This is a genomic window from Lysinibacillus sp. NPDC096418 (genome assembly GCF_044762775.1).
Classification (GTDB): Bacteria; Bacillota; Bacilli; order Bacillales_A; family Planococcaceae; genus Lysinibacillus.
Window position 1 is genome coordinate 1 of sequence record NZ_JBIWEY010000005.1, and the last position, 21,255, is coordinate 21,255.

Here is a 21,255-nt window from a genome sequence, read left to right on the forward strand (position 1 = left end):
CGCCTTGGTGAGCCGTTACCTCACCAACTAGCTAATGCGCCGCGGGCCCATCTTATAGTGACAGCCGAAACCGTCTTTCAGTATTTCCTCATGAGAGGAAATAGATTATTCGGTATTAGCCCCGGTTTCCCGGAGTTATCCCAAACTATAAGGTAGGTTGCCCACGTGTTACTCACCCGTCCGCCGCTAACATCAGAAGAAGCAAGCTTCTTCATCAATTCGCTCGACTTGCATGTATTAGGCACGCCGCCAGCGTTCGTCCTGAGCCAGGATCAAACTCTCCATAAAAGTAGTTTGAAAACTCATTAGCTTTGCTAGCGTATCAACTAAAAGTTGATATCTATTTATTACTTATGTTTCGTTCGCTAACTTAGTTGTTAGTTACTTAAAACGTTATTGATTACGTTTTGCTTGTTCAGTTTTCAAGGTTCATTTTGTTGCCGCTTGTTCTAGCGACTTTTACATCATAACTTGTAATTAACAAGAAGTCAATAACTATTTTGAAATATTTTTCTCAAGTGTTCCTTCTTGTTAAGGACAAGTAATAATATATAACATACCAATTAATAAATCAAGCTTTTTTAGAAAAAAACTTAAAAATCTTTTTCTCATCTATTGCAAATAATACAATGCCTAGTATAACAACTAGCCCACCGATAATTTGAGTAACTACTAAATACTCTTTAAAAATAAAGATTGCAAGAACAGCTGCAAGAATCGGCTCGAGCAATATCGCAATTGAAACTACATTTGTACTTACGTATTTAATGGACCAATTGAATAGTGTATGACCTAATAAATTCGGCACAATTGCTAATAAAATAAACCAAATCCAATCAATAGTTGGATAAGGACCAAATGACTCCCCTTTAATAAGAACATATAAAAATAAAGTAATCGTACTAACTCCATAAACAATCATCGTATACGTAACCAAAGACAACCGTTTTCGTACATCTTGTCCAAACAATAAATAAGCTGTAATAAGTGCGCATGCAATTAGTGCAAGTATATCTCCGTAAAAGGCAGAGCCGCTAAGTTGGAAATCACCCCAGCTAATTAATACACTCCCTGCGATAGCGATTACTCCAGCAAGAATTGTCTTTCCAGTGATCTTTTCTTTAAAGAAAAGATATGTCCCTACAAAGGCGAATAGTGGCTGCAGTGTTACAAGGACAGTAGAACTCGCGACAGATGTGTAATTTAGTGACTCAAACCACAGAATAAAATGAAATGCCAAAAACACGCCTGCTATAGAAGAAAAAAGCCAATCCCGCCTAGTTAGTTCCTTTAATTCACCTGTATACTTCCAAAAGAATACTGGAGCCATGATAATTACCGAAAACAACATACGATAGAAAGCAATAACACCTGACTCCGCATTAGCTAATTTCACAAAAATCGCGGAGAGCGATACCGAAACGACCCCAATAAAAATCGGGATATACGGATGGATTTTAGGTTGTTCCATTCTAGTTGCACTTCCTTACTGAAAAATCTTTATACTTCACTACTTACGTGTTGTACAATACAAAAAAGCAATGTACATATAATAATGGCACTTTGCATATCTCTTAGCAATACGAAATATCGGTGGGGGGTTTAGCATGAATACATTATTGGAAAATATGATTACAATTGAAGTAATCATAAAATTAGTAATCGCTGCCACTTTAAGTTTAGTTATTGGCATTGAAAGAGAATTGAAGAGGAAACCTGTTGGGCTAAAAACAAGCCTAGTCATTGCGACATTCAGCTGTCTTCTGACCATTATTTCAATCGAAACTGCTTATTCAACACCCGCACGACATGATATTAACATTACTATGGATCCACTGCGTTTAGCAGCACAGGTCGTGAGTGGTATCGGTTTTCTAGGTGCTGGTGTTATTTTACGACGTGGCAATGATAGTATCTCAGGTTTAACGACAGCTGCGATGATTTGGGGAGCAGCTGGAATTGGAATAGCAGTTGGTGCAGGTTTCTACATGGATGCAGCAATAGCTGTTGTCATCATCGTTTTTGGTATTGAAGTATTATCACCATTTCTAATGAAAATCGGACCTAAACGAATTCGGATGCGTGAAATATCGTTAAAGGTTCGAATTGACGACGATACTAAAATGGAATCATTGCTTCAATTTTTAAAGGAAAACAATATTATTATTGAAAACATGCGTATAAAAGATGTCCCATTAAGAAATGATATAGTTTTACACGAATTAGATTTACGCGTATCACTTATTATCTCAGATAATTTGCTGTCGTTTTATCGTTCTTTGCAAAGTTTGTCTTATATAGAGGAAATTGAAATGGAAATTTTAAACTAGTCGGAGGACACTTCAATGGCAGAAATGCTTAAACTCTTAAAAGAGGGTAATAAACCTTCCCTACTGGCAGCATTCGTAAATACCTTTTTAGGCATTATTAAAGGTGCTGCCTTTATTTTCACAGGCAACGTTGCGATGTTTGCTGAAATGATGCACTCATTTGGAGATGCAGCAAACCAATTTTTTGTTTATATCGGTTCTGCGTTATCCAAAAAAGCACCAACAAAACAATTCCCAAGTGGGTATGGCCGAATCGTCAATCTCGTTTGTTTATTTGCTGTCATCATCGTCGCAATTCTTTCCTATGAAACAATTAAAGAAGGTTGGCACCATTTCCTACATCCTTCTACCGAATCCAAAGGAGTGCTGATAGCATTAAGTGTTCTTTTTATCGGCGGAGTTCTTGAGGGAACTGTATTAGCCAAAGCAGCTGTTGAAGTTTTACATGAGGCTGGGCAAGAAAAAGCCGGACTTTTATCTATTCCAAAGGCATTTGGAAATTTAAATCGAGCAAAACCCGCAACAAAGCTTGTTTTCATGGAGGATTTAGTAGCTACAGGTGGTAATGTGCTTGCTTTTAGCGCCATTTTAATTGCCCATTTTACCGGTTGGGCTCAAGTCGAAGGTCTCGCTTCAATGATAATTGGCTGTATGATGTTCTACGTTGTAGGTAAAATATTCCTTGATAATGCACGCGGTGTTATTGGGGAAACTGATCAGGAAATGCTAAATCATATCGCCCACCTTGTATTGGACAACCCCAACATCAAAGATATTGTACGATTAGAAGTGATAAAAGAAGGCGAGTTTCTACATGTAGAGTTAGTCGCTGAGGCTAATTCCGATTTATCACTTGCATACCTAGATGGTGTGCGTGATCATTTGACTGAAATTATCCTAAGCCAAAAAGGTGTAACAAAGGTAACCATTCTCTATGATGAAGATGATGGTGAACAAACCTGGGTACATGTTGGGGACCGTCCACCAAATTTACCTATATAATAAATAAAAAAAGCCAATTGTCTTGTTGAACTATACCTTAATCGTGGAATTTATTTCTCGCAATTAAGGTGCAGTTCATTTCGGCAGTCGGCTATTTTTTATACAAGTACTAACTCTCCTTTATTTACCTCTAGTTCTTTGGGACTTAAGAGTTCATTGACATTTTCGTAACTTACAAACACATGATTAGTAATCATGAATGTCAATAACATTTTTAAGGCAATTATTTTTTTTACGCCTTTTTGCAGAATAACTATTTTTGAGAATTGCAATGTCGCCACACGATTTGCCAATGTATACTCTTCTGAAAAAGTAATCTCTTTCCCATTTGGATGACAACCTAAAGTAAAATTACCAGCGTATGAATCTTTCAATACATTCGGATGCATGGATCGATAATGTACCTCAGTAATTGAGTCCTCGTCCTGCATTAATTGATGTGCCACTAAATAATGTTTTAATGCTCCTTTTAAATCAATGGCAATTGCTGTATCTGCTAAGATTGTGCGATAATATGCAAGGACAATCTCCGCATTTCCTAAATAAGGTTTTACCTCTACTACTATTTCACCAGAAGGATGTACAAATAGCTCCACAATTGCTTCGTTTATGCCATCCGTTAACGTAATTGCAGTTTGTCCATATTGCATACTTTTTAAAAATATTCTACTGTCGACTATGTATCCAGCGATAATTTGATCATCTGTAATTTGCATTGATTTCGCCACAATCCCTAAAACTTCAATACAATTTTGCATTTCATAAACATTTTGCTGAAATGATGTTTCAATACAACGAAAATTACGATTTTCAAGCAATTGTTTCAACATTTGCTCCCTCTCCTATCCTTTAATTATTCATAAAACTATTTTAAAAGACATCGTTGAACAATTTCTGAACAATTCTAAAATTTTTAAGAAATTTTGACAAAAAATGCATCAACTAAGTTGTGAATCGAACTTTAAGCACCACTTTCGACAAGGTGGGAAAATAAGCGATATTCTAATGAACTATAAAATACCTAATCGTTCCTCCCATCCAGGAATGAATATCGGAATATTGCAATTAAATAATTGTAAATACTTTAATCCTGCACACAAATATCTATCGATTCTTCATAAATCCGACCTTTTTCTTATTATATAGCACAGCATCGAATTCTTCTATGACAATTTTCCGTTTTTTCAATCAATTATTTTCACTCTGATATACTCATAGTTACTTTCACCCATCATAATACAAAAAAATATTTTACTCATAAAAAAATACGAGACAATAGTATAATGTCTCGCATTCCTTTTATTATTTAATACAATTCAACGTGAATTTTGCAAAATTTCTCGTACATCTTCCTCATGAAGCTTTTTAAAATTACCAAACGGCCCATTTAACATTGCATGCTCGATAATCTGATTAAATTTTGCATCATCAATCTGATAGTCTTTCAAACGATTTGGCGCTCCTAATGATGTCCAAAAAGCAGATAAGAAATTGATACCTTCATGAGCAACTTCCTCTACAGTCTTACCAGTTGGATCAACACCAAATACGCGTGCCGCCAATCCAGCAAATCGTTCAGGATTCACTGATACACTATGACGCATCCAATGTGGCTGTAGAATAGCTAATCCCCCTGCATGCGGAATGTCATACACTGCTGATATCGCATGTTCTATGTTATGTGATGCCCAGTCTCCGCGGGAACCTATCGATAAAAAGCCATTTAAACCAATCGTACCGGCCAATAGAATTGTCTCTCGTAAAGCAACATTTTCTAAATCTTCGATAAGCTTAGGCCCAGTTGCAATTACTGTACGCAGTACACCTTCACACATTTCATCTGTGATTGGTGTATTCGTCGCATTATGGAAATATTGCTCTAACACATGCGACATAATGTCAACGATGCCATACACTGTATGATTCTTTGGTACACTCACTGTATACAAAGGATTTAATATAGAGAATTTCGGGAATGTGGCTGGACCTCCCCAGCTTATTTTTTCTTCAGTTGCCGCATTTGTAATAACAGAACCTGCATTCATTTCAGACCCTGTTGCTGCTAAAGTTAACACAGTTCCTAATGGCAATGCTTCATTAGCAAATGCTTTTTTCGTTACAAGATCCCAGGCATCCCCATCATACTTTGCACCTGCAGCAATCAATTTCGAGCAATCAATTACAGAACCACCACCAACAGCAAGTACAACATCAATACCTTCAGCTTTACAAATTTCAATACCAAATCGCGCTGTTTCCACACGTGGGTTTGGTTCAACACCGCTCAATTCAAAAATCGTCTTACCCGCTTCTTGTAATTGCTTGATTACCGCATCATAGACACCGTTTTTCTTAATACTTCCCCCACCATACACTACAAGTACCTTGTTTCCGTGCTTCGCCAATTCTTTCGGTAAATGGTCCAGTGCATTTACACCAAAATGTAATTTTACTGGATTATAAAATGTAAATGAATTCATGGAAATCGCCCCTTTCTAGTGGGATTTTCTCACATTACTAAGAACGAAAGCAATGATTAGGGTATCGTTCTATACGCGCATTACGTATTCAGCATAAATGCTAGCGATATTATCTGGCACCTGCACACCTAACTCTTCCTGTAACTTTTGGCGAATCATATCGTAACATTGCGTACAATCTTGTTTTTTATTTTGTTCGATTAAAAATTGCAAGAGTAAAAACATGTATTGCTCATTGAATTCATCGAGTTCTAGCATTTTTTGTAGGCAATTCAGTTTTAGTAATGGGTTAATTTCATTCGTATTGGTGACATACACTTCTAGCAAATGTAATACATTCTGTTTTACACGTAGTTGCATTTGAATCGCCCAATGGTATTCTTCTTCTGCTAAAAAGTCACCTTCATAGTAATTTAAGATACGTTGAATCGATTGTTCATCATGGCTCTCTTTTTCTAACAGCTGTATAAGTTCCTCATAATCACTATTAATTTCAATATTTAATTGATAATGATTATTTACTAACAAGATAGGATTCTCACTACCATTTTGTTTTAATATTTTTCGTAATTGATAAATGGTTGTATGAAGGTTCGAGCCCGCTTTTTCTAATTCTGCTTCTGGCCACAATTCTTCCATAATGACAGCATTTAATAACGGCTTATTCCGATGAAACCATAAATATAAAAACAATTCCCTTACTTTTCTAGTACGCCATTTCACAATTTCATTTTGGACATCTAATAAACGAAAGCTACCAAAAGTATGTGCATACATATGTAATTCAATTTTTTCAGATTGCATTTCTTGTCGTAGATTGACCATCTGCTGTGCTTTCGCTACCGCCTTCAATAAACGGCTTTCACGAACTGGCTTTAATAAATAATCTGTTGCTTCAATGTCAAAAGCATCCACCGCAAACTTCGCGTGTGCTGTCACAAAAATAATTTGCATATTTGGATATTTCACTAGTAGCTTTTTAGCAACTTGCAACCCATGAATGTCAATCATCTCCATATCTAAAAAAACGACATCAATTTGTTCTTTTTCAAAAAGAGCAAATGCATCCTTTGCATTTGTATAAGTACCTTTAATGCAAAGCGGAAATTGTGTAAGCTTTTTTAGCATAATACCTAATACATCTATTGCCATTTTTTCATCATCAATAATGACTATATTCACTATGCATCACCTTCTGGTAATAAAATAATAACTGTAGTTCCTTCGCCTTCTTCACTATATATACGTAAACTGGCATTTTTAATTAGCTTAAATTTTTTGAGTGGATTCGTAAAACCAATACGTGAGTTTTCTTCATTTACTAACTGTTGCAATTTTTCTTTTGGAATACCGACACCATTATCATAAACTTTAATACGTACAAATTGACCTTCTCGTTGCACACTTAACTCAATAGTACCACCTTCTTTTTTCTTCGAAATCCCATGAAAAACTGCATTTTCAACTATAGGCTGAATTGATAATGCTGGAATCAAAGAACGAATGGATTCATCGATATCATACGCTACTGTAAGACGATCACCAAAGCGCATTTTTTCAATATAGAGATATGCTTTTACAAGATCTATTTCCTCTTCTAGAGAAACCATGCTGTGACGATAATGGACATTCAGCTTTGCACGGAAATAAGTTGCTAAACAGTATAACGCCTCTCGTGCATTTTCAATATCTGTATAACTTAAGCCAATAATAGTATTGAGTGTATTGTAGACAAAATGAGGAGTCACTTGCGCATATAAATAATTCATTTCATCCTCAATCGCATCAATGGAAGATTGTCGAACTGCCAGTAATGATTGTATACGTACTAATAATTCATCCATTGCAATCGGTTTTTGTAAATAATCATTTGCTCCAACTTGTAAAGATAATACTAAATCTGAATGTTGTATAATTGCTGTTAAAACAATAATCGGTAATTCCAACATATCGTAATGCTTACGCACTTTTTTACATAATTCATAACCTGACATGCCACTCATCATTAGATCGATTAACATACAATCTACTTTATGTATTTTTAAATAGTCAATCGCATCAAAGCCATTATCAACAGCAATAATTGTATATCCTTTTTTTGTTAAGGCATCTACAAGTACTTTAATATTTACATGATCATCATCGACAACAAGTATTGTCTTGTCATTCCCTTTGTGAAAAAATGGTAAATTCAGTTGAAACACCGCGTTATCTGCTCTAAGCGTAACTTGCTGCTGTCGGTTTCCATCCGTTAATTGTTCCATTGTTGCAAGTGGCATCGTAAAAGTAAAAATTGTGCCTACACCAAGTGTACTCGTCACATAAATTTCACCATTTAACTTTTCTACAATATTTTTAGTAATACTCAAACCTAAGCCAAGACCTCCACTAGTGCCCTCTTTCTTCACTTGGTAAAAAGCATTAAAAATACGATGTAAATCTTGTGAGGGGATACCCATTCCTGTATCACTTACTTGTATTTCCATCTGTCCTCCACGAACATTCGCAAACACTGTAATTTGTCCATGTAGTGTATGCTGCATCGCATTATGTAACAAATTATAAAGCACTTGCTTCACACGCAATTCATCTGTATACATGGCTGGCAAATCATGATTGACAGCACTCACTATACTGACAGATTGGTCATTCGGCATAAGGCTACGAATTTCTGCGATGACTTCATTAATCACGCTAACCGACACAACTCGTGGTGTGACACGCACATCCCCTGTCATATGATTCGATGAAAACAATAAATCCTCTACTAAATAGCCCAAACGCTGTGTGACGTTATGAATTAAAATGACATTTTCCTGCTGCGCACGTTTTAAAGGGCCTTCCTCACCTTCCATTAATACTTTTGACAAATTCAAAATTCCATTTAAAGGTGTGCGTAATTCATGGGATGTTTTTAACAAAAACTCATCCTTCATTTGATTGTACGTAAATAGCTCCTCCGACAATGTTTGTACTTTATTGTACGATGCATTTGCTCGGAAGCTAAGAAGAGATGCAAAACTAAATAACATGAGAATAAACAAGAGTAGCTCACTAAAGTTTATAGGTACACCAAATAAATAATTAATTACTAGTAAAATTGTATAACAAGTCAGGGATGCTAAGAAGATTAAAATATAATGCGCTCCTTCTACATTTTTCCTAAGTACACGTAATAGGACAAATACATTATACAGACCCGACGGAATAATGATTGCCATATAAACGAGATGTAAAAACATCAAATATTCTTCTGATGCAATTGGGGCGGTATCTGTAACCAGTTTGTAAATTGAATATCTGACAATAAGTATACTTAATAAGAGACTAATAATATAAAGTGTTCTTTTTCTCACAAACTCTGGATACATATAGTAAACAAAATAAATTAAACAAGCGGTCGCTAAAGGTAAAACACCTAACTGCAAACGAATTTGTTCTGATATATGTATAGACGGAAAAAGCAAAAAGAATACTTTTTGATTGTTGAATGACATAAACAAGCCAAAGAATATCGCAAAAAGACCAAAAAACAATTCTTCCTTACGCTTGCGATTTTGGCTATATGAAATCACATAAATTATACCAAATACGAAATAACCAATACTAACAAACGCATCTGCTGATACTTTGACGCGATAATAGCTTTGAATCGCTTCCTTTGTACCAAATTCAATAGGGAAAAGAATACCTGCTTCTGAATAAGTATAATTTCCCACATGAATGACAATATCCAATACTTGATTCTCGCTTTTTGCAAACACCGTATACTTATCATTATATTCAAAGCGAAAGGCTTTTAAGGTTTCACTTGGATTTCCCATGGCCCCCACATCTTCACCATTAATAAAAATACGGCTTGATTGACGAATTGTACTAATATATAAACCGTATTGCTCTTCGACAGGTACCTTTATCTTGACATGATACGTCCCAATCGTGAGCCCTTCTTTATTTGGCTCAACGAGATTATTCCAGTTAGACGGTACATCAATAACTATACGCTGATCCTCGTAGGCATCAAATGACTCACTAGGTGCAATCAATACATTCGGATAAAAAGACCACTCTCCCTCTAATTTTAAAACAGAATTTCCCTTTAGCTGCTTATGATCAATAATTCCTTCTCCATTATGTACAATTTGCGGGCTATTGGTCAGCAAATAATTGCGATTACCGAGGAAAAACACTACCATAAATAACATGATAATGGTCACGACAATACCTACATTTCTTTTCATTATCACGCCTCCTCCTGATTTTCATTATAAAGTGAAGTTTCCTTAAGGGAGAGTTTTAAAAAACACTTATTAGGCTCATCACCATAACTTGGGGCTGATTTCCGTTCCGACTGGGCGCTTTCCGGGGGCGTCCAGCCTTCACTCCAATCAACACGATTTTTAAAATCGATACGCTCTTTAATCAAATGTCATCCCCGACTTTTGGTGATGAACTACTTATTATTAAATAATGAAGCAATTTGAAATTTAGCGTTACCTTACGCTCACCTAAATAATTGTATAGCCACTTTTCTTAATATCCTATCATATAGTGATTGAACAAAAACTAAACAAACCTGACATCTATTCTTATTGCATAGGACTTTCTAGGAGGGAAAGGCTTATACAATCGTCGGGAGTTGGATTCAGCATTAGATGTAATTCACACTTATTCGTCATTCATTCTAAAAAATACAGGCTTAGGATTTCTCCTAGCCTGTATTTTTTATATCTTATTTAGAAAGCTGCTCTTCACCACCTTCATCGATAATGTACGAGTGGTTTTTTGCTGCTTCTTCGATTTCTTTAAATGCCCAGTGTGTTGCTTTGACATCTGGGAAGCTTGGTGTTGTGATACCGTTTAGTGGACCACGCTCAAACATACGGTTCATCATGATCACTGCTTGTGCACGTGTTAAATGTTCATCTGGTGCGAAGCTACCATCTGCACGACCGTTAATAATGCCTGCATTACGATTCGCTTCAACAATCCATTGTGCCCAGTGGCCTTTTGTATCCTTGAAGGTAATCGCTACATTTTCTTGAATAGCTAGCTTTTTAAAGTTCGCTACCACTGTTGCCATTTGTGCACGTGTGATATTTTCACTTGCGCGGAAATTACCATTGGTATCACCACTCATAATACCCGCTTCTTTAATGAAGGCAATAGCACCTGCTGCGTAGTGATTGCTTGGAATATCTTTAAATGGTGCGTAGTCAGCTGACTCATCTTGATAGCCTAAAATACGTGCAATCATCGTTGCGATTTGCGCACGTGTTACGTTTTTCTCCGGACCAAATGTACCATCTTGGAAGCCTTTAATATAGGCATCATGCTCTTTTACTTCTACAGGTGATTTTGTTTCTTCTTCCTTATTCACCTGAATAATTGTAAATGTACTGAACTTCTCCACTGTGAAGCGTAGGCCTAGCTCACCCTTCGCCATTGTTAACACTTCAGGGATGATCACTTTTTTCTCACCATCGGAATGTTCAATAAATACCGCTAATTGCTTGAGGAATGCCTCACGCTCTGCTGCATCTGTTGGTATTTTCACGCCTTTTAATGGCAATGTCACCTGCACAGGACGACTTGGCATATTCGTTTCGATCGTCATTGGGCGTGCTACCACATGCACATCATTGCTTTGGAGTGTCTCCCGTACAACACGCTCTGCACGTGCACGCTCTTCAATAGCTTGACGCTCACTTTCCTTTTTCACTGGTACTAAACGGAAGTAGAAGTTATCGTCAATGCCTTCCATTGAACTCGCTGGAATTGCGATATGTCCGTTTTCTGATGAAATTTCTAACGATAAGCCGTTATCACGTAGTAACTTCAAGGACTCTTTTGGAACTTCAACTTTCGCTTCCTTCACTTCATCATTCACATCTGGCAATACGATACGAGCAATATCGTTACCGATTTCTTTTGCCTTTGCCACAGCTTCTTTTGCATTCGCCTCTGTGAGGGCTACGAAGTCCGTGATATCGCCATTGGCATGTTTTGTACGCTCAATTTCTACAGTTGTTTTTGCCAGTGGTTTTTCCCCATCGATTTCAAGCTCTACTTGGATTTTTGTTTTTGTTTCGCCTGGTGTCGGTGTTACTGGTGGTGTAGGTGTTGTCGTGCCACCTGTATTCCCACCACCTGGGTAAGATGTATCAGCTTGACGATACACTTTCACTGTGTAGTGCTTCTCGTTACCATTTGCATCTTTTACTGTAATCACAAGTATGTTTTCGCCTATACGCAATGGAATTTGTCCAATATTACCTAGCTGTCCATTAACGGTTGTCGTCACTGACGCACCAGCTTCCACTGGAATCGTTGTAAAGTCAATAACAGTTGTTGGATAGCCCACAGTCATTGTGTAATCTGTTACACCTGTTTGGAAGCTTGGACTTAACGTACCTGTGGATGGGGTTAATGTGCCTAGCCCTTTGCCTATTTTCACAAGCGCATTTTGTGCCGCTGTCAATGACGCTAATGCTTGGTTAACCTCTTCCTGTGTTGCGTTTAGATTGGCTAGGATTTCTTTTGCTTTATTTAAAGCTGTTTGATAGTTCGACCAGCTTGCTGGTATGTAGTTACCAGCTACGAGATTTGTTTTTTCATTGATTTTAGCTTGTAATTTTGTTTTATCCACTATTGGTTGTGTGGAGACTGTAAATGTTTTCGTTTTTGTTGCTGTTTGATTGCCATCAGTTGCCGTCACTTTTATTGTATATGTGCCCTCTAGTAAAGCGCTGTCTGGCACAAATGTCCATTCTCCTGTTGCTGGATCTACAGCAACTTGCCCTGGAATTTGGTTATTTGCTGCATCCGTTAATACAACTGTAACCGTTGAAGGTGTTGTTGTATTTGTTGCTACCTTACCGCCGAATGTTGGATTAGATGTAGTGACTGTTGATGTCGTAGGCTGTGTAATTTGTAATGCTGCACTATATGGGTCCTCTACAGGCAATTCAAATTGTCCGATTGATGCACCATTTGTCCCCTGTAAGTTCCCTGTGCCATCATACTTCACTTTTACAGCTTTATCTGTGACGTCTGGATTATTTGGGAAGGTTAATACTACCTTATCCCCAACTACTTCATAACCAGTAGGCGTTACTTCAGTGCCATCCACTGTTATTGTAAAGCCCGCTAAATCTGTTAATTGAATATTTTTATCAAACGTCACTGTGACTTTATTGCCACCTGTAGTTTGTTCAAGTACAGCTGTTTCTGGTTTTGGTTTCACAAGAACTAAGGCTGTTTTTGCACTTGTTAAGGCTGTTAATGCCGCAGTTACTTCTGCTTGTTCAGCATTTGGGTTATTGAAAACAGCCTGTGCCTTTGTTAGTTCGTTTTGTAATGCTGTCCAGCTATCTGGTGTGTAGTCTGTTTGTGTTAAGCCCTTTACTTCCGTGATTTTATTGCCAAGCGCTGTTTTATCAACAAGTGTTAAATCTTTATTAAATTCATTTACAGGTACATCATTTGAGCCTGTTAAATGGCCTTGTCCATCATACGCCACTTTTACGGATTTACCAGTCGCATCTGTCCCTGCTGGTAATGTAATCAGTAGTCGTTTTGGATTTGCAGGATCTACTTTAAGATCTGCATTCGTAAGTGTAATTGTTTCAGTACCTACAGTCACAGTAAACCCAGTTGCTTCAGGAGCTGTTAATTTGATGTCTTTATCAAATGTCACGGCAATTTGATTTTGATTCGCTGTGATTTCTTCCACTTTCACGCTTTGCGGAACAGGTACATCTGCTGCAAACGTGAAATACTGACTATTAGCTAAAGTCGCTTTTGTTACATAGTAATCTGTGCCTGCAACTACCACCTCTGTCATTGGATGAGATGTAGCAGTAGTGAAATCCGTCTCACTTGTTCCCACTAATAATGTTGTACCAGTTGGCACAGAAGCTTTCGGAATCGCAATATTTACCTCACCAACACTACCTGTATTTTGTACTTTCCAAATACGTTCAGCATGTTTCTTATCTGTTGTGCCGACTGGCTTCGTAAATTTCAACGCTGCCCCATTATCGCCCCAGATTAAATATTGTTTATCTGTCAGCGAACCGTTATTAGCACTATTTGTGTTAACAAGTGTATCAAGTCCAATCACTACTTGTGTTCCTGCATTGATACTGCGGCTTTGTTTTTGATATAAAGCCTCTGCATCATCACGAGCAATACCAGCAATATTATTTTTATACGTAGCATCTGCTGTCCATACTGGGGTACTAGCAGTGTCCACATAGTTGCTCGCTCCATTATTCAAGGTAATGCCATATTTTAAAGCTAAATAACTGTCTACTTTATTTCGTTCAGTAGTATCTGCTTTCGCATTTAAGCTAACAATTTCAGCGATATTACCATTCATGTTACCCATCTCATTAGCAGGAGTTGTATATTCATTTCGTTTACCAATTTGCGGTATACCTGAAATAGCAAATCTACCATTTGTATTTCCATTAACGCTACCGTCTTTACGTGAAATGCCTTGTGCAGCATTCCACAAATTGTACTCGCCATCTTTAGGTAGAGACATGATACTATAAGTTCCATCTCCTGAATACAGCCCATTAAGATTACCATTATTCCAAAAATAATAGTCTGCTGCCCCATTCTGTAGCGTTGGTGAGAGAATTACCCCTTTAGTTGTTTGGGCAGATGTACCTTTTGTATTTCCATTCCACATCGCCACAGTATAAGCTTCTGTCATCGAGATTGATTTATTCCCTACAAAATAGTCAATACCATCAAATGACACTGAAGGATTAAAGTTAACACTAGAAGATTCAATTTTAGGATTTCCAGTTATTGAAAAATCATTTTCATTTGTTTCATCTTTCCATGCTGTCACATTTCCATTTACAGCGGTTGCACTATCTGCTTTTACCCATAAGGAAAGTTTAGTTGTATCAATACCTCCAGGTGTTTTAGGAGTAGGGACATCCTCTGCAAACGTGAAATACTGACCATCTTCTAACGTGACTTTTGCTGCATAATGAGGTGTGCCGTTTAAAGTAATCTCTGTTAATGTATGTTCAGTTGCTAGTGCAAAATCTGTATCGCTGTCCCCTACTAGTAATGTTGTGTTTTCTGGAAGAGCACTCTTTGGAATGGCAATTTCTACTTTACCCACACTTCCTGTATTTTGTACTTTCCAAATACGTTCAGTATGTTTTTTGTTAGTTGTGCCAATTGGCTGTGTGAACGCTAGACCCTTACCGTTATCGGCCCAAATCAAATATTGTCCATCTGTAAGCGTACCTTGATTAGCCAAATTTGTAGCTGTAAGTGCCTCAACACCAATTGCAACCTGTGTACCTTCGTTAATGCTTCGGCTTTGCTTTTGCTCAAGGTCCTCTGCATCGTCACGACCGATACCAGCAATATTTTGTTGATACTCGGTGTTTACAGTTGCATCCCATACAATAGCGTTATTCGTCGCCACGTAATTGCTAGTACCATCATTTAACGTAATGCCATATTTTACGGCTAAATACGTTTCAATTTTAGCAGCATTTGCACTTGTTTCCCCATCATACAAAATAATCTCTGCCACATCAGCACGGAGACTTCTCCAGTTCTGACCACTAGTAGTAGTAGCTCCAGTAGCCCCAATAACAGGTGTAAATGTAATTGGTTTAATTGTATATCCTCGCGCTACAGTAGTCGGCTGTCCATTTATCCTTGCTGATGCCTCTGTGCCATCGTCATTCATTTCATAGTTTGCCATTTGGAATATTTTTCTGTTAGGAGGTCCAAAAGAGTTCCATACACTGTTTGCACCTGTCCCTACTGCAAAAATTTCTCCAGTTCCCCCACCTAAAATCTGAGTACCGTAAGAGATTATTTCCGTAGAACCAACAAGTGCCCCTGCACTCCCCGTTTCAGGCCATTTATAAACCGTGTATCCAGACTGGAAAGTAATCTGTTTATCTCCTACTAATTTAGCAGATTGATCATAGTGAACTGCTACATTTGGGTTATCAAATTTTACGCTTGGGTTAAAGTTCACACCATTTTCGTTATACTTCGGTGTTCTCGCTTCTTCTCCTGTTGGGATATCAAGTGTAAAATTCACTGGGTCTATAGATTGATCAGCCCAATGTGTTAACTCCCCAGCACTTTCTGCTACTCCATCATTTGCTTTCAACCATAGCACTGGTTGTGTACTTAAACCACCCGGACTCACAGGCTCCGCTGCTTGCGCTTTTTTAGGCAATCCTGTCAGCGAAACACTACTTGCCACAAGTATAAGTGAAAGCATAACAGTAAGTGAACGCTTCCACCATTTTTTCTGTTTCGTTATGATATGCATCCTTTTTCCTCCCACCTATTTGAAATTCCATTATTCTCCATTAAATATTTTCGCCCCTTTCAACTTTTTAACACCACCATACTTCAATTTACTATAGTCTTTCTGAACAAAATCTGAACAGAACCATTAACAAGATAGTTTTTCTATTCATTTACAATAGTTCTATCCATCTATTTATTAGTTCCATCCACCTACACACAAAATCTATCCATGTGTTCAGATTTTGTTTAGTTAGTCATTGTATAGTAGAGACAGTACATATAATAAAGGAATTTTGCTTATGTTTATGTTAATTATTGTAATTGTTTGCTTTGTTGCTATTTTCGGTGGAATAGGGTTATTGAAATTTCTGCGTATACAAAAAGAGCGGAAAGAAAGAAAAGTGATGTTAGAAAAGCGTCTGAAGCATATTATCCAAACAAATAAACACAAGTCACCTCAAGAAAAAAACGAGTCATCCTAATTACTTAGGTATGACTCGTTTTGTATTTATCTATTTTATTAATTAAACCCATCCACGGAAGTGTGAAGCTTCCGCAGTACGGCGTACACCGACCATGTAAGCTGCTAGGCGCATATTGATGTTGCGTGATATAGCTGTTGTGTACACATTTTCGAATGCATCCACCATTTTTTTATATAAACGTTCTTCAACTTCTTCTTCTGTCCAATAGTAACCTTGATTGTTTTGAACCCATTCAAAGTAAGACACCGTTACGCCACCAGCTGATGCTAGTACGTCTGGTACAAGTAGAATACCGCGTTCTGTTAAGATTTTTGTTGCTTCTGTAGTTGTAGGGCCATTAGCCGCTTCAACAACAATATTCGCTTTAATATTATGTGCATTAAGTGCAGTAATTTGATTTTCTATCGCCGCTGGCACTAAAATATCACAATCTAATTCAAGTAATTCTGTATTAGAAATTGTGTTTTCAAATAACGTTGTCACAGTTCCAAAGCTATCACGACGATCTAGTAAATAGTCGATATCTAAACCATCTGGATCATGAAGAGCACCATGCGCATCCGAAATACCAATAACTTTTGCTCCTAAGTCACTCATGAATTTAGCTAGGAAGCTACCTGCGTTCCCAAATCCTTGAATAACAACACGTGCACCTTTAATGTCGATACCTCGTTTTTTTGCTGCCTCTTCAATAACGATTGTTACACCTTGAGCAGTTGCACGATCACGACCTTGAGAGCCACCAAGTACTAATGGTTTACCTGTGATGAAACCTGGAGAGTTAAATTCGTCCATACGGCTATATTCATCCATCATCCAAGCCATAATTTGTGCATTTGTAAATACATCTGGCGCCGGTATATCTTTAGTCGGCCCAACGATTTGACTTACTGCACGTACGTAACCACGGCTTAAACGTTCGATTTCGCCCATCGACATTTGACGTGGATCACATTCAACGCCACCTTTACCACCACCATAAGGAAGGTCGACGATACCACATTTCAATGTCATCCACATTGAAAGCGCTTTAACTTCTTCCTCAGAAACAGCTGGATGGAAACGTACTCCACCTTTTGTTGGACCTACAGCATCATTATGTTGTGCGCGGTATCCTGTGAATACTTTTGTCGTGCCATCATCCATTTTCACTGGGATGCGTACTTGCAACATACGAAGTGGTTCCTTTAATAATTCATACATTGCTTCATCATAGCCTAGTTTATTTAACGCCTCGTGAATGACTTCTTGAGTTGATGTAAATAGATTTAAATTTTCAGACATATTAAATCGCCTCTTCATTCTTTAATAATGGTAGTATATCGCCAACATTGTAACACACTTCTGACTGAAAATGTGAACGATTTGTTAAAGTTTAAATACTTTTACAATTCGCTCAATAGACCAATCTAACTCCTTCTGCGAAATGATGAGCGGTGGTGCAAAACGTATCACAGTCTCATGTGTTTCTTTACACAATAATCCTAATTCTTTTAACCGTTCACAGTAAGGTCTTGCAGGTTCGGTTAATTCCATCCCTACCAATAGACCACGGCCACGTACCTCTTTAATGGCTGGATGATTAATCGTTTGCAGTGCCTTTTTAAAATAGTCCCCTAACTTTAATGAATGTTCTGCGAGTTTCTCTTCTTGTAGTACTTGAAGAGCTGCAATTGATACTGCACATGCTAATGGATTTCCACCAAAAGTCGAACCGTGCGAGCCTGGGTTAAATACGCCTAAAATTTCACGATTCGCCGCTACACAAGAGATTGGGAATACACCACCTCCAAGTGCTTTCCCGAGAATGTACATATCTGGCTCTACACCTTCCCAATCACAGGCAAACATCTTACCAGTGCGTCCTAATCCAACTTGAATTTCATCGGCTATAAATAGCACATTGTTTTTGCGACATAACTCTTTTGCTGCCTTTAAGAAATCTTCTGGTGGAATAATAATGCCCGCTTCTCCTTGAATTGGCTCAATTAAAAACGCTGCTGTATTTGGTGTAATTTCTTTTTCCAACGCTTCCAGATTACCGTAATCTACAAGCTTTATATTCGGAATCATGGGACTAAAACCACGTCGATACTCTTCATCCGAAGATAGCGATACCGCAAGCATAGTACGTCCATGGAAATTTCCATTACATGCAATAATCTCTGCTTTTCCTTCTTCTATTCCCTTTACATCATATGCCCACCGGCGAGCTGCTTTAAATGCAGTTTCTACTGCCTCAGCCCCTGTATTCATTGGTAATACCATTTCTTTATTCGTTAATTTACTGACAAGTTCATACCATTCACCTAAGTTTTTACTATAAAAAGCACGTGAAGTTAATGTCACTTTGTCAGCTTGTTCTTTTAAAGCAGCAATAATCTTCGGATGCCGATGCCCCTGATTTACTGCAGAATAAGCTGATAACATATCTAAATATTTATTCCCCTCAGGGTCTTTTACCCACACCCCTTCGGCTTCTTCAATCACGATTGGCAGAGGGTGATAGTTTGCTGCACCAAAGCTTTGCGTTTGTGCAATAATCTGTTGTGATTTCGTCATGGTACTTCTCTCCCTACACCTCGGAAATTACATCAATATATAAGAAAAACGCGCTCGAGCGTGCGGCGCGAATGCCTAGACATCACTAAATACTTATACTTTCTTATCTTTTAAGAAAGACAGACTACAATTGTCCTGAAGTCTGTCTTATTAAAAATCAAAGCATTTCCGAAGTCGTTTTTGCTTGCATATGCAGTTGTAAGTAATCAGGGCCGCCTGCTTTCGAATCTGTTCCAGACATATTGAAACCACCAAATGGTTGATAACCTACGATGGCACCTGTGCAACCACGATTAAAGTAAAGATTCCCAACATGGAAGTCTTCACGTGCTTTTTCCTGATTGAAGCGATTTGTAGTGATAACTGCACCTGTTAAGCCGTATTCTGTGTCGTTGGCAATAGCTATTGCTTCATCGAAATCTTTTGCTTTGGTAATGGCAACAACAGGGCCAAAGATTTCTTCCTTCATAATACGTGCTGAAGGTGCAACATCTGCAAATACAGTTGGTTGGATGAAATAGCCGACTGTATCATCCGCTCTCCCCCCTGCAACGAGGCGTCCTTCATCTTTACCGATTTCAATATACGCTGTAACTTTATCGAATGCCGCTTGATCAATTACAGTTGCCATATAGTTATTGTAGTCAGTAGGGTCTCCAACTGTTAATGTATTTGTCAATTCTTCTACTTTCGAGACAACTGTATCATACACATCCTCAACGATAACAACCCTAGAACAAGCTGAGCATTTTTGGCCGGAAAAGCCAAACGCTGATTTCACGATAGATTGTGCCGCAAGCTCTAAATCGGCTTCTTTATCAACAACAATCGTATCTTTACCACCCATTTCAGCAATAACCCGTTTTATCCAAATTTGGCCATCATTGTGTGTGGCTGCACGTTGATTTATACGTAACCCGACATCGCGAGAGCCGGTAAAACTAATAAAGCGTGTTTTCGGATGATCCACTAAATAATCACCTACCTCTGCCCCTGAACCTGGTACATAATTGACAACCCCTGCGGGAAGTCCTGATTGCTCTAATACTTCGATAAATTTATACGCAACCACAGGTGTAGTAGAAGCCGGTTTTAATAAGACTGTATTTCCAGTTACAAGTGCAGCGACTGTCGTACCCGCCATTATCGCAAACGGGAAATTCCACGGTGAAATGACGATGCCGATACCTAGTGGAATATAGTCATAGCGATTGTATTCACCTGGTCGACTTTCTACCGGTTGACCATTTTTGATGCGTAACATTTGGCGACCATAATATTCTAAAAAATCGATAGCTTCTGCTGTATCTGCATCTGCCTCGTTCCACGGCTTTCCTGCTTCTTTTGTTAACAGTGCCGAAAATTCATGTTTGCGACGACGAATAATCGCTGCTGCTTTAAATAACACATCTGCACGAATAGCTGGATCTACCTTTTTCCACATTTTAAACGCTTCATCTGCAGCTTGCATCGCCTGTTCAGCAAGTTCCTGATTTGCCTTCGATACACGCCCAATTACTTCTGTCTTTTTTGCCGGATTGTAAGATACAATTTTGTCTTCAGTCGTAATACGTTCTCCACCTATAATCAATGGATAGTCTTCTCCTAAATAACTCTCTACCTTTTCTAATGCCTCCACATATGCATTGTAATTCGTTTCAAGTGAGAAATCTGTAAATGGTTCATGTTTGTACGGAATCATAATATATCCTCCCTTTGTGAATTGTAGAGTAAGCATAATACACAAAAATCACCAATATAAAAAAACGTTATATTGATAATATATGCTAAATTTAATTGTGTATTTCAATAGGCAAATTGAAATGACAACGATTAATGATATATTCCCACTTTTGGATACTGTTAAACTTATCGTTGTCATGATGTAGATTCTTATGTTTTCTGAAGAGTAACAAGTTATAACTTAGCGTATGTATGGAAGAGAAAATTTTATTAGCAGAGGATATTCATTGAGACTTTATCATTAAATGTAATAATAACAGATTCCATTATGTACCGAAGAATTTTTGTTTGGTTACTATACTAAATTTGTATGTAAGGCGTCACATAGTAATTTTGAGGATT

Annotated in this window: 13 protein-coding genes and 1 rRNA gene; 3 read left to right on the forward strand and 11 right to left on the reverse strand. The window is 37.8% G+C overall.

Annotated features, from left to right (window positions below; genetic code table 11):
- A 16S ribosomal RNA gene (locus ACIQZG_RS06470) occupies positions 1 to 288 on the reverse strand; the annotation flags it as partial.
- A 283-nt stretch (positions 289 to 571) separates the two neighbouring features.
- Positions 572 to 1,471 (reverse strand): DMT family transporter, encoded by a 900-nt coding sequence (locus ACIQZG_RS06475; protein ID WP_402754353.1) that lies wholly within the window; start codon positions 1,469 to 1,471, stop codon positions 572 to 574.
- Positions 1,472 to 1,607: 136 nt separating this feature from the next.
- Between ACIQZG_RS06475 and ACIQZG_RS06480 the strand changes: the two genes are divergently transcribed.
- Positions 1,608 to 2,330 (forward strand): MgtC/SapB family protein, encoded by a 723-nt coding sequence (locus tag ACIQZG_RS06480; RefSeq protein ID WP_402754354.1) that lies wholly within the window; start codon positions 1,608 to 1,610, stop codon positions 2,328 to 2,330.
- Between the two features lie 15 nt (positions 2,331 to 2,345).
- Positions 2,346 to 3,332: a cation diffusion facilitator family transporter gene (locus tag ACIQZG_RS06485; protein ID WP_402754355.1), complete on the forward strand. Its 987-nt coding sequence runs from the start codon at positions 2,346 to 2,348 to the stop codon at positions 3,330 to 3,332.
- A gap of 98 nt (positions 3,333 to 3,430) precedes the next feature.
- Here ACIQZG_RS06485 and ACIQZG_RS06490 read toward each other — a convergent pair whose 3' ends face one another.
- The 6 genes from ACIQZG_RS06490 to ACIQZG_RS06515 all read right to left on the reverse strand — a co-directional run bounded on the left by ACIQZG_RS06490 (position 3,431) and on the right by ACIQZG_RS06515 (position 16,142).
- A complete protein-coding gene (locus ACIQZG_RS06490) occupies positions 3,431 to 4,162 on the reverse strand; it encodes a hypothetical protein (RefSeq protein WP_402754356.1) in 732 nt (243 codons plus the stop codon).
- A gap of 486 nt (positions 4,163 to 4,648) precedes the next feature.
- A complete protein-coding gene (locus ACIQZG_RS06495) occupies positions 4,649 to 5,812 on the reverse strand; it encodes an iron-containing alcohol dehydrogenase (RefSeq protein WP_402754357.1) in 1,164 nt (387 codons plus the stop codon).
- Positions 5,813 to 5,881: 69 nt separating this feature from the next.
- The gene (locus ACIQZG_RS06500) at positions 5,882 to 6,994 is read right to left on the reverse strand and encodes a response regulator (RefSeq protein WP_402754358.1); all 1,113 of its coding nucleotides are present in this window, start codon (positions 6,992 to 6,994) and stop codon (positions 5,882 to 5,884) included.
- The gene (locus tag ACIQZG_RS06505; RefSeq protein WP_402754359.1) at positions 6,994 to 10,053 is read right to left on the reverse strand and encodes a sensor histidine kinase; all 3,060 of its coding nucleotides are present in this window, start codon (positions 10,051 to 10,053) and stop codon (positions 6,994 to 6,996) included. The genes ACIQZG_RS06500 and ACIQZG_RS06505 overlap by 1 nt, the downstream gene beginning before the upstream one ends.
- A gap of 2 nt (positions 10,054 to 10,055) precedes the next feature.
- A complete protein-coding gene (locus ACIQZG_RS06510) occupies positions 10,056 to 10,238 on the reverse strand; it encodes a hypothetical protein (RefSeq protein WP_402754360.1) in 183 nt (60 codons plus the stop codon).
- Positions 10,239 to 10,544: 306 nt separating this feature from the next.
- Entirely contained in the window at positions 10,545 to 16,142 is a 5,598-nt protein-coding gene (locus ACIQZG_RS06515) for a DUF8202 domain-containing protein (protein ID WP_402754361.1), read from the reverse strand.
- Positions 16,143 to 16,422: 280 nt separating this feature from the next.
- Here ACIQZG_RS06515 and ACIQZG_RS06520 point away from each other — a divergent pair, with 280 nt between their 5' ends.
- Positions 16,423 to 16,605: a hypothetical protein gene (locus ACIQZG_RS06520; protein ID WP_402754362.1), complete on the forward strand. Its 183-nt coding sequence runs from the start codon at positions 16,423 to 16,425 to the stop codon at positions 16,603 to 16,605.
- 42 nt (positions 16,606 to 16,647) lie between these two features.
- Here ACIQZG_RS06520 and ACIQZG_RS06525 read toward each other — a convergent pair whose 3' ends face one another.
- The 3 genes from ACIQZG_RS06525 to pruA form a co-directional block, all read right to left on the reverse strand.
- A complete protein-coding gene (locus ACIQZG_RS06525) occupies positions 16,648 to 17,892 on the reverse strand; it encodes a Glu/Leu/Phe/Val family dehydrogenase (protein ID WP_402754363.1) in 1,245 nt (414 codons plus the stop codon).
- An 84-nt stretch (positions 17,893 to 17,976) separates the two neighbouring features.
- Entirely contained in the window at positions 17,977 to 19,170 is a 1,194-nt protein-coding gene (locus ACIQZG_RS06530) for an ornithine--oxo-acid transaminase (protein WP_402754364.1), read from the reverse strand.
- 157 nt (positions 19,171 to 19,327) lie between these two features.
- Entirely contained in the window at positions 19,328 to 20,875 is a 1,548-nt protein-coding gene (pruA, locus tag ACIQZG_RS06535) for an L-glutamate gamma-semialdehyde dehydrogenase (protein WP_402754504.1), read from the reverse strand.
- Between the last annotated feature and the right edge of the window lie 380 nt (positions 20,876 to 21,255).